The organism is Candidatus Obscuribacterales bacterium, assembly GCA_036703605.1.
Classification (GTDB): Bacteria; Cyanobacteriota; Cyanobacteriia; order RECH01; family RECH01; genus RECH01.
Genome location: DATNRH010000777.1, coordinates 1 through 9,763, shown reverse-complemented (window position 1 = coordinate 9,763; position 9,763 = coordinate 1). Strand labels below are relative to the sequence as shown.

The window sequence follows — 9,763 nt, the reverse complement described above, 5'->3', positions numbered from 1 at the left end:
GGCGATCTTTACCACGTCATTCTCTAAGCATCATTCTTTAGAAAGTTAGTTAAATTTACAGTGTTGTCTGCTTTCTCGATCACCCTACTCTATGGGCTGTATGGGTAGGCAAGTGTTGCTCAGCGATCGCCCTAGGCTTGGTGCTGAGTCTTGGATGGATGAGGAGGATGGATGGTCTTCCTGCATCAAAAAATTTTCTAGTATTCTTCTGACGTAAAGCAACCTGAAACGAGGCGCTCATGGCCAAAACTCCTGATGAAAGCTCCGAAAGACTTAAGGCTTTAAACATTACGCTAACCCAGATTGAGCGCAGCTTTGGTAAAGGCGCGATCATGCGGTTGGGCGATGCCGCCCGGATGAAGGTGGAAACCATTCCCAGTGGAGCATTAACCTTAGATTTAGCCCTGGGGGGTGGTATTCCCAAGGGGCGGGTCGTTGAGATTTATGGCCCGGAAAGCTCCGGCAAGACCACGGTAGCGCTGCATGTATTAGCTGAAGTGCAAAAACAGGGTGGCATTGCTGCTTTTGTTGATGCAGAACATGCCCTAGACCCCATCTATGCCTCAAATTTAGGCGTCGATATTGACAACCTCCTTGTCTCTCAGCCAGATACTGGGGAAGCGGGGCTAGAAATTGTCGATCAGCTTGTGCGCTCCAATGCCATCGACTTAGTAGTGGTGGATTCCGTAGCTGCCTTGGTGCCTCGGGCGGAGATTGAAGGGGAAATGGGTGATTCCCATGTGGGACTTCAAGCGCGGTTGATGAGTCAGGCTCTGCGTAAAATTACGGGCAGCATTGGCAAAACGGGCTGCACGGTGATCTTTCTCAACCAGTTGCGCCAAAAAATTGGTATCTCCTACGGTAATCCTGAGGTGACCACAGGGGGAAATGCGCTGAAATTCTATGCCTCCGTGCGTATGGATATTCGCCGCATCCAAACTTTGAAGAAGGGCACCGAAGAGTATGGCATTCGTGCCAAGGTAAAGATTGCTAAGAATAAAGTGGCTCCGCCTTTCCGAATTGCGGAGTTTGACATCATTTTTGGCCAGGGAATTTCAGCCTTGGGCTGCTTGGTGGATCTAGCGGAAGAGAACAACATTCTGACGCGGCGCGGTGCTTGGTATAGCTATAACGGCGACAATATCAGCCAAGGTCGAGACAATGCGATCAAGTATTTGGAAGACAATCCTGACTTTGCCAAGAGCTTAGATCTGCAATTGCGCCAGCACCTGGAAATTAATCAGGCAGACAAAAAGCAATCTACGGAGCCGGTTGTGGCTGTGATGGAAGACTCGGATCAGCCAGAGTTGCCCGATGAGGTTGGGGTGACGGAAAACGGTAAGACGGCTAGCCGCTCTTCGAAGAAGAAGTAATCCCACGAGATCTGGATGACGTTTGTGAATGACGTTATGGATCCAGGTGCTCCTACCCTATGGGCTTTGACCCATACCGTTTGGGCTGAGCTTGGTTCAGCCCACCTTGATCTACGTCCCTAGGATTGCTTTTGGGCAAAACGCAGTTTGGCAGACCGCGATCGCACGTTCACCTCCACTTCATCCTCTTGGGGAATGATCGGTTTTTTGGTGAGCACCTTCAGACTCTCGGTGTTGCGCAGGGTATGTTTCACCAGCCGATCTTCTAGGCTGTGGAAGCTGATGATGCCGATGCGTCCACCGGGTTTGAGCCAGTGGGGAGCGATCGCTAAAAAGGTTTCCAAAGACTCCAGTTCTCGGTTGACCACAATCCGCAGGGCCTGAAAGGTGCGGGTGGCAGGATGGATGCGACCGTAGCGATAAGCTTTGGGCACGGAGTAGGCGATCGCTTCAGCTAGGTCTGTGGTGGTTTCAAAGGGGCGGCGCTCAACAATCCGGCGGGCAATTTGGCGCGATCGCCGTTCTTCGCCATAGAGATAGATGGCATTGGCCAAAGGCTTTTCATCCCAGGTGTTGATAATCTCGGCCGCTGTCAGGGACTGCCGTTGATCCATGCGCATATCTAAGGGAGCGGCATGGCGAAAGCTAAAGCCACGCTCGGGCATGTCAAACTGGGCAGAACTAACCCCAAGGTCGGCAATGATGCCGTCAAACTGCATCTCCCCGGGATCAAACTGAGCAAAGTTGCCGTGCCAAACCTGAAAGCGATCGCCATACTCGGCTAATCGTTCCTGGGCCGCTGCGATCGCTTGGGCATCTTGATCAATACCGGTGACTCGGGTTTCGGGTACGGCAAGGATGAGTTGACTATGGCCGCCGCCACCCACCGTCGCATCTAAATAATGCCCACCCGCCTGCACGTCGATTCCCTCAATCAACTCCCGGCTTAACACGGGAATATGCATAAAATCAGGAGTCTCGGCTCCTGGGTCATTCATCGCGTCCATGTTCGTTGGCATCCCTGCCCTTTAACGTGCTGCGATCGCTACTCTAGCGGAGCAGAGACCATTTGGCTATTTTGTCCCAATAAAAAACCCGGCGAAATCACCGGGTTCTTCTGTGAGATCTGTAGCCCCCAAAGATCTCAAGCTTCATTACGTCTATTATCGTTTCAGAATCGATGAAGTTCTTCGGCCAGATCTCGGAAGTTATCCCTTCCGAAGTGCGTAATTTGTCGTAACAGGCGAATACTTTTCTTGTCCTGTATCGCAAACTACTCCGGTGTATGCTCCGGCTCGGTATTAACGGATACTACAATCTGCCCATCAGGATAGACCAAGCACACCATCCCTGGTTGTAGCGTCAGGACAGGCGCAGGCGCAGGCAGATTGGGGACTGGAGGCTGGATGGATCCTTGCAACATGACTCTTTCCCTCATTCAGACATTTAGACTGTACTGCTGCACTATTCTGACGAGTTGCGCATGTTCCGTCATGTCTCCGTGAAGATACGGTAAGTTCTCGATGAAGCTAGAGTCAACATTTCAAAGCTTTCGGCTAATTGCTGTATTCAGAAATTCTTAAGCGATCGCTCCAAAGTCACTCAGCAAGCCACCCTTCTGCAAATATAATAGAAACAGCGCAACAAAACTCAAAGCTATACGACCTACGCGGCAAGGCTTCATCGTGAGGGGACGGTGGCGATATAGTCCTGCATGATTATGCCGAGTTTGATGAGGGAAACCGCTATCCTAGGGGTTGCGTTCGAGAAGGATACCGGTTGCCCCATGATCCACAACGGCAAACCGCATAAGGCAAATTGGCAAACTCGTTTGCAGCGTTGTAATCAGGAGATTGCTTGCACATGGCAATGATCGAAACAAAAACCGAACCCATGGTGATCAACATGGGGCCCCACCATCCGTCAATGCACGGGGTGTTGCGCCTCATTGTCACCCTGGACGGTGAAGACGTGGTGGACTGCGAACCCGTGATTGGGTACCTGCACCGAGGCATGGAAAAAATCGCGGAAAACCGTACCAACGTCATGTTTGTGCCCTACGTCAGTCGTTGGGACTACGCGGCGGGGATGTTCAACGAAGCCATTACGGTGAATGCGCCGGAGCGCTTGGCCGACATTGAAGTGCCCAAGCGAGCCAGCTACATCCGGGTGATCATGCTGGAGCTAAACCGGATTGCCAACCACCTGCTCTGGCTTGGCCCCTTCCTCGCTGACGTGGGTGCTCAGACGCCCTTTTTCTATATCTTCCGTGAGCGGGAGATGATCTATGACCTCTGGGAAGCAGCCACCGGAATGCGGTTGATTAACAACAACTATTTCCGTATCGGCGGCGTGGCGGCCGACTTGCCCTATGGCTGGGTTGATAAGTGTGAAGATTTTTGTGACTACTTCCTGCCCAAGGTAGACGAGTACGAGCGCCTGATTACCAACAACCCGATTTTCCGTCGCCGAATTGAAGGTATTGGCACGATCACGCGGGATGAAGCGATCGCTTGGGGTCTGTCCGGGCCGATGCTGCGCGGATCGGGCGTGAAGTGGGATCTGCGTAAGGTAGATCACTACGAATGCTACGACGATTTTGATTGGGACGTGCAGTGGGAAACCGCTGGAGACTGCTTTGCCCGCTACATCATCCGCGTGCGGGAAATGCGAGAATCCGTGAAGATCATTCGCCAAGCTCTCAAGGGTTTGCCGGGTGGCCCCTATGAAAACCTAGAAGCCAAGCGGATTGCTGAAGGTCCTAAGTCTGAATGGAACGGATTTGACTATCAATTTATTGGTAAGAAAATTCCCCCCACCTTCAAGATTCCTGCCGGGGAACATTACGTTCGCATGGAAAGCGGCAAGGGCGAGCTGGGGATCTATATCATCGGAGAGGACAATGTTTTTCCCTGGCGCTGGAAGATCCGGGCGGCGGACTTCAATAACCTACAAATCTTGCCTCATTTGCTCAAGGGCGTGAAGGTGGCGGATATTATGGCCATCCTGGGCAGCATCGACGTGATCATGGGATCGGTCGATCGCTAGGGATCGCTAGGTTATGGCAAGACACAGTTGTACGACTGTGATCGGATGAGCAGGTCGTCTTGACCTGCTTTTTTGGGCCCTGGCTGTTTCCTGGGATGGCTGTCGTTTTACACCTGCCTGTTCAGCACTATGTCTGCTTCACCCCAACCCTATCTCTCCTCCAATCCCCATTTGGTGCAACTGCTCGCGGACTATATTCAGGCGAGTCCTCAGCAGCGGATCACCTTTGCTGACTATATGGACTGGGTGCTCTACCATCCCCAGCATGGCTACTACAGCCGTTATGCCGAGAAAATTGGTGCCCAGGGTGATTTTGTCACCTCTCCCCATATGGGTTGTGATTTTGGAGAACTCTTGGCGGTGCAGGTGGTGCAACTGTGGCACCATCTCGATCGCCCTCAGCCGTTTCACCTTCTAGAAATGGGCGCGGGTCAAGGTTTACTGGCCCATGATGTTTTACGGTATCTAGCCGATCACCATCCGGATTGCTTCCAAGTGCTGGAGTACGGAATTGTGGAAAAATCGCCAGCGCTGATTGCCGAACAGCGGCAGCGGTTAGGGGCGATCGCCTCCTCTGGTACTGTGCGCTGGTATACCTGGGATGAGATTCCTCCCCAGTCTCTCGTCGGCTGCTGTTTTTCTAATGAGCTTGTCGATGCTTTTCCGGTACATCTGGTGGAAACCCAGCAGCAGCAGTTACGGGAGGTCTACGTTACCTTGGGGGCATCGACTGATGACGCGCCCCATTTTGTAGAACAGCTTGATGACCTATCCAGCGATCGCCTCCGCACCTATTTCGAGACCCTGGGGATTGATATCACCCACCCGCCCTACCCCGATGGATATCGCACGGAGGTGAACCTGGCCGCTCAAGACTGGCTGCATACCGTAGCCCAACGCCTACAGCGTGGCTATCTGCTGACGATTGACTATGGCTACACCGCCCAGCGATACTATGCTCCGACCCGCACCGGCGGTACCTTGCAATGCTATTACCACCACGCCCACCATTCCGATCCCTATCGCTATATTGGACAGCAGGATCTCACCGCCCATGTTAACTTTACGGATCTAGAGCGCCATGGTGAAATGGTGGGTCTTTCGAATCTGGGATTTACACAGCAAGGTTTATTTTTGATGGCCTTGGGGTTGGGCGATCGCCTGTCCCTGCTCTCCAATCCAGCCACCGTGCCTGATGTGCAAACCTTGTTCCAGCGTCGCGAAGCCCTGCACGCCTTGATGAACCCCATGGGGCTGGGCAACTTTGGTGTTTTGATCCAAAGTAAAGGGTTGACCGAGCTTGAACGCCAACGGCCCCTGCAAGGACTGCATCACCCACCGCTCTAGCGCTGCTGTTTGCCCTGAAGCCCTACCTGAGCCATCTCTGTGCGATACAACATTACCCATCTCACGACCTACACCTACGATCGCCCCGTGCGGCTCGATGCCCATGTGGTGCGACTACGTCCCCGCTCGGATGCGGCCCAAAGCCTCACCCAGTTTTCCCTGGAGATTACGCCGCGCCCCGTCGGACTTTCTGACAATATTGACCTAGATGGACATTCGAGCCTCAAGGCTTGGTTTGACGATCAGCCTACGCATCGCCTGACCCTAGAGACAAACTCGGTGGTTGAAACCTATCGCGATAATCCCTTCAACTTTATCCTGGAACCTTGGGCGGCATCCTTGCCGATTAACTATCCCAGCCGCTTGTACAGCCAGCTCCAGCCCTATTGGGTCGGGCATTTCATCCCCACACCCGGCATTCTCGATCCCATGGCAACGGAGCTAGGTCAGTCCATGTGGGAGATGACCCAAGGCAATACCATCAACTTTTTGACCGAGCTGAATCAGCGTATCTACCACCACAGCAGCTATATCCTGCGGGAAACGGGGGATCCCTATCCTCCTAGCGTCACCTGGCAGAAAAAGCTGGGTTCTTGCCGAGATCTGACGGTGCTGTTTATGGCGGTTTGCCGGTCGGTAGGGTTGGCGGCGCGGTTTGTCAGTGGCTATCACGAAGGCGATCCCGAGAATCCCGATGCTCATCTGCATGCTTGGGCGGAGGTGTATTTACCGGGAGCTGGCTGGCGGGGCTATGACCCAACCTATGGGCTAGCTGTGGGCGATCGCTATATTGCTCTAGCAGCGGCTCCTTTTCCCCAGGAAGCTGCGCCAGTTTCCGGGGCTCTCCAGCCCGGTTTTCAGGCCCAGGTAGACATGAGCTATGACCTGGCAATCCAGGCCCTAGAGCCGGCTGAATCGACGCTTACCCCTACCCAGGTTCAGTCGTTCTAAACAAACCACTCGCCGCGCAGCACGGTGACGGCCTGTCCCTGTAAATGGACGCGATCGCCGCCGTCGTAGTGGACTTTGACGATGCCCCCGCGCGCTGAGGCTTGATAGGCCAATAACGTGTCTTTCTGGAGGCGATCGCACCAGTAGGGCGCTAGGCAGCAGTGGGCTGAACCGGTGACCGGATCTTCATCAATGCCCAGTCCTGGCGCAAAGTAGCGAGAGACAATATCAAAGCCGGAGTCGGGATCGGCTTGGCTGGTGACGATCACGTCGGAAATGCTGGCCTGCAGCAGATGGCTGGCACTCGGGTGGATCTGGCGCACAGCCGCTTCTGAGGCCACCTCAACAAGATAGCCTCCCGAGGTATTTTTCATGACCGTATGGACGGCGGCCCCCAGAGCATCCTCTAGACCGGCTGGAATGCGGATCAAGGGTTTGGATGGATTGACGGGGAAGTTGAGTTCAATCCAGTTGTCTAGCTTACGGGCGGTCAAGGTGCCGCTTTGGGTGTAAAACTCCGCCGGTAGCGACGGATCGAGGTATCCTTCTGACCAAAGGACGTGGGCACTGGCTAGAGTGGCATGACCACAGAGCGGTACTTCCATGGTGGGCGTGAACCAGCGCAAATGGAAGCCCGAGCCCTTGGGGATCAGAAACGCCGTTTCTGAGAGGTTCATTTCCTTGGCAATCCCCTGCATCCACTGATCAGCCTGGGGTGCAGACAACATGCACACCGCCGCTGGATTGCCTTGAAAGGGAGTATCGGTAAATGCATCAACCTGAATGACAGACTGTCCCATAGGGTTATACCTGAAGCATGAGTAGTGAATGAGGCGTCATCTTATCGTTATCCTAGTTTGGATGGCTGAGCTTGGAATGCATGCCTTTTTGGATGTGAGGATAAGGTGACGTTCCTTCTATCATCTGCGATTCAGGCTGAATCTAGATCTGCCTAAAAGACTAGTAGCAGAAGACGAGTTTAGGGTAATGCTGCTTCTGGGCAATTAATAAATCCAAGGTAATAGTTTCTTCACTCGCTGTTGATAGGCTGAATAATCAGGATATTTGTCAGTCAACCAGGCTTCTTCCTTACGAGCCTTGAAGTCGAAAAAGAAGAAGAGCACGAGGGTGGCTGCTAGATGAGATAGACTGCCTTGCCATAGGCTAAAGGCGATCGCCATCAGGACAATGCCGCTGTACAAGCAATGGCGCACGATGCCATACATGCCAGTTTGAATCAGTTGCCCATCCTCGCGGGGATAGGGCAGAGGGGTAAGGCTTTGCCCCAAGTCCACGAGTCCTTTGCCCAAGAGCACCAAGGCGAACAGGGCCAGACCAAGGGCGATCGCTTTGAGGCCAAGACTCAGACCTAGGGGCAGGGCTGGCCCATAGACAGGCACGAGGACAAAGCCCACCATCAGCAGCCCCTGCATCACCACCCAATATTCACCCCGCGTGCCTCGCCAGCTTTCTGCCGTAAAGCCCCAATCGGTTAAGAGTTTCATAACTAGCCTCCTAGGGCGATCGCCCTTTTGTGAACTCAATGAAATGTATCGAGTGAGATATATCGATCGTTGAAGACCTGGTGAGAGAGCGCTAGATCCTGGGGATCATGCCCAATCCTGAGTCACCTCGGCTAGACGTTGGCGATCGCTTTCGTTGAGCTGCCAGCCCAGGGCTCCGGCATTTTGCTGGGCCTGCTGAGCATTCTTGGCACCGGGGATCGGCACCACATTTCCCTGGGCGACCAGCCAATTGAGGGCGACTTGGGCCGGGGTGCGATCGTTGCTCTGGGCAATGTCTCTCAATGCGGCCACGACCGGATCGAGTTTGGCTAAACCCTTAGGGCTAAAGCGCGGATCGATGCGACGTGCCCCGAGCGGTTTGGTATCGGTATCTGTGGCGTACTTGCCGGTGAGTAGTCCCTGAGCCAGGGGACTGTAGGCCAGGATAGTGATCCCGAGATCCCGAGCTGTAGCCATGACGCCATTCTGCTCAATCTGTCGAGCTAGGAGAGAATACTGCACCTGGTTAACAGCTAGGGGCACGTCCCGCTTGGCCAATAGTTCCTGGGCCTGCTTCAGTTGCTCGGCAGAATAGTTGCTCACGCCTACGGCCTTAACGCGTCCCTGCTGCACCTCATCCGCTAGGGCATCCATGAGCGTGGGTTGTCCCAGGAGAAAGTCGAAGGGCCAGTGAACTTGATAGAGATCCACTGTGGGCAACTGCAAGCGCCTGAGGCTGGCGGTGAGGGCATCGGCGACAAAGCCTGCGTTGAAGCGCCAAGGTAGGGGAAAGTATTTGGTGGCTACATACACGGGCTGGTCGATCTCTTGGATAAATTGCCCCAGCAGCCGTTCTGATTCACCGAAGCCATAGATTTCAGCAGTGTCAAAAAAATTGACGCCCGCCTGTACGGCTGCCTTGAAGGCGTCTCGCAGTTGACCGTCGTCGTAGTCGTTGCCGTAGGACCAAAAAAAGCGATCGCCCCAGGCCCAGGTACCAATGCCTAGAGCCGGCACGGTGATCGGGGTGGAACCAAGTGTTAGGGTCTGCATGATGCTCCTTGCTTCATATATCTACATCTTAGAGCCCTACTCACCCTAGGGAAGATGGGAGTTCAACGGCGATCATCAACCTCTGCGTTCATCCTGACCTGGTCGAAGGATGGGAGATGAGCCGACGAGTATCGGCCAGATGCCAGGGTTGATTAGAGTCCTACCGTCATCGAAGGGACTTGAGGGGGAATGCCCTAATGCCCAAGGGCGATCGCTCCCGGCGAGGACAAGAAAAAATGGTTACAATGATCACCATAACTATGTGTAGATTTGTAACAATTGGTGGTTATTTATGAGTCAGCTTAGCCTAGAGCAAATTTCTGAGCATTTAGATAGTGACAATGCCCGCGATCGCATGGTGGCGTTGGCTAGCCTGCGGACGGTGGATGCGGAGTTGGCGGTGCCTCTGATCAAAAAAGTATTGGCAGATCAAAATCTACAAATTCGTTCTATGGCCGTGTTTGCTTTGGGCATTAAGCAAACCGA

Annotated in this window: 10 protein-coding genes; 5 read left to right on the top strand and 5 right to left on the bottom strand. The window is 53.7% G+C overall.

The genetic code is table 11. The features are described from left to right. The first annotated feature begins 239 nt into the window (after nucleotides 1-239). Nucleotides 240-1,373, top strand: coding sequence for a recombinase RecA (recA, locus tag V6D20_16075; GenBank protein HEY9817298.1), 1,134 nt, complete (start codon nucleotides 240-242; stop codon nucleotides 1,371-1,373). 119 nt (nucleotides 1,374-1,492) lie between these two features. On the opposite strand, the gene rsmH is transcribed toward recA, so the two are convergent. Together rsmH and V6D20_16065 are read right to left on the bottom strand one after the other, a co-directional pair. Further along, nucleotides 1,493-2,392 (bottom strand): 16S rRNA (cytosine(1402)-N(4))-methyltransferase RsmH, encoded by a 900-nt coding sequence (rsmH, locus tag V6D20_16070; GenBank protein HEY9817297.1) that lies wholly within the window; start codon nucleotides 2,390-2,392, stop codon nucleotides 1,493-1,495. A 254-nt stretch (nucleotides 2,393-2,646) separates the two neighbouring features. Next, on the bottom strand, nucleotides 2,647-2,796 hold the full coding sequence (locus V6D20_16065; GenBank protein HEY9817296.1) for a hypothetical protein: 150 nt from the start codon (nucleotides 2,794-2,796) through the stop codon (nucleotides 2,647-2,649). 440 nt (nucleotides 2,797-3,236) lie between these two features. Here V6D20_16065 and V6D20_16060 point away from each other — a divergent pair, with 440 nt between their 5' ends. The 3 genes from V6D20_16060 to V6D20_16050 all read left to right on the top strand — a co-directional run bounded on the left by V6D20_16060 (nucleotide 3,237) and on the right by V6D20_16050 (nucleotide 6,719). Further along, on the top strand, nucleotides 3,237-4,421 hold the full coding sequence (locus V6D20_16060; GenBank protein ID HEY9817295.1) for an NAD(P)H-quinone oxidoreductase subunit H: 1,185 nt from the start codon (nucleotides 3,237-3,239) through the stop codon (nucleotides 4,419-4,421). 129 nt (nucleotides 4,422-4,550) lie between these two features. After that, the gene (locus V6D20_16055; GenBank protein ID HEY9817294.1) at nucleotides 4,551-5,768 is read left to right on the top strand and encodes a class I SAM-dependent methyltransferase; all 1,218 of its coding nucleotides are present in this window, start codon (nucleotides 4,551-4,553) and stop codon (nucleotides 5,766-5,768) included. Nucleotides 5,769-5,807: 39 nt separating this feature from the next. Then, a complete protein-coding gene (locus tag V6D20_16050; protein ID HEY9817293.1) occupies nucleotides 5,808-6,719 on the top strand; it encodes a transglutaminase family protein in 912 nt (303 codons plus the stop codon). On the opposite strand, the gene V6D20_16045 is transcribed toward V6D20_16050, so the two are convergent. From V6D20_16045 to V6D20_16035, 3 genes are all read right to left on the bottom strand, one after another. Further along, nucleotides 6,716-7,519, bottom strand: coding sequence for a PhzF family phenazine biosynthesis protein (locus V6D20_16045; protein HEY9817292.1), 804 nt, complete (start codon nucleotides 7,517-7,519; stop codon nucleotides 6,716-6,718). The two genes, V6D20_16050 and V6D20_16045, sit on opposite strands and share 4 nt — an antisense overlap. Before the next feature lie 204 nt (nucleotides 7,520-7,723). After that, nucleotides 7,724-8,224 carry an isoprenylcysteine carboxylmethyltransferase family protein gene (locus V6D20_16040; protein HEY9817291.1) on the bottom strand — a complete coding sequence of 167 codons (501 nt, stop codon included), beginning with the start codon at nucleotides 8,222-8,224 and terminating at the stop codon, nucleotides 7,724-7,726. Between the two features lie 105 nt (nucleotides 8,225-8,329). Beyond that, nucleotides 8,330-9,277, bottom strand: coding sequence for an aldo/keto reductase (locus V6D20_16035; GenBank protein ID HEY9817290.1), 948 nt, complete (start codon nucleotides 9,275-9,277; stop codon nucleotides 8,330-8,332). A gap of 292 nt (nucleotides 9,278-9,569) precedes the next feature. Here V6D20_16035 and V6D20_16030 point away from each other — a divergent pair. Beyond that, nucleotides 9,570-9,763, top strand: a 194-nt coding sequence (locus V6D20_16030; protein ID HEY9817289.1) for a hypothetical protein, incomplete at its 3' end; no start/stop codon positions are given.

What these genes read in the sequence shown, in the direction of transcription:
- recA (HEY9817298.1), top strand. Translation starts at nt 240, where the DNA reads ATGGCCAAAACTCCTGATGAAAGCTCCGAAAGACTTAAGGCTTTAAAC.
- rsmH (HEY9817297.1), bottom strand. Translation starts at nt 2,392, where the DNA reads ATGCCAACGAACATGGACGCGATGAATGACCCAGGAGCCGAGACTCCT.
- V6D20_16065 (HEY9817296.1), bottom strand. Translation starts at nt 2,796, where the DNA reads ATGTTGCAAGGATCCATCCAGCCTCCAGTCCCCAATCTGCCTGCGCCT.
- V6D20_16060 (HEY9817295.1), top strand. Translation starts at nt 3,237, where the DNA reads ATGGCAATGATCGAAACAAAAACCGAACCCATGGTGATCAACATGGGG.
- V6D20_16055 (HEY9817294.1), top strand. Translation starts at nt 4,551, where the DNA reads ATGTCTGCTTCACCCCAACCCTATCTCTCCTCCAATCCCCATTTGGTG.
- V6D20_16045 (HEY9817292.1), bottom strand. Translation starts at nt 7,519, where the DNA reads ATGGGACAGTCTGTCATTCAGGTTGATGCATTTACCGATACTCCCTTT.
- V6D20_16040 (HEY9817291.1), bottom strand. Translation starts at nt 8,224, where the DNA reads ATGAAACTCTTAACCGATTGGGGCTTTACGGCAGAAAGCTGGCGAGGC.
- V6D20_16035 (HEY9817290.1), bottom strand. Translation starts at nt 9,277, where the DNA reads ATGCAGACCCTAACACTTGGTTCCACCCCGATCACCGTGCCGGCTCTA.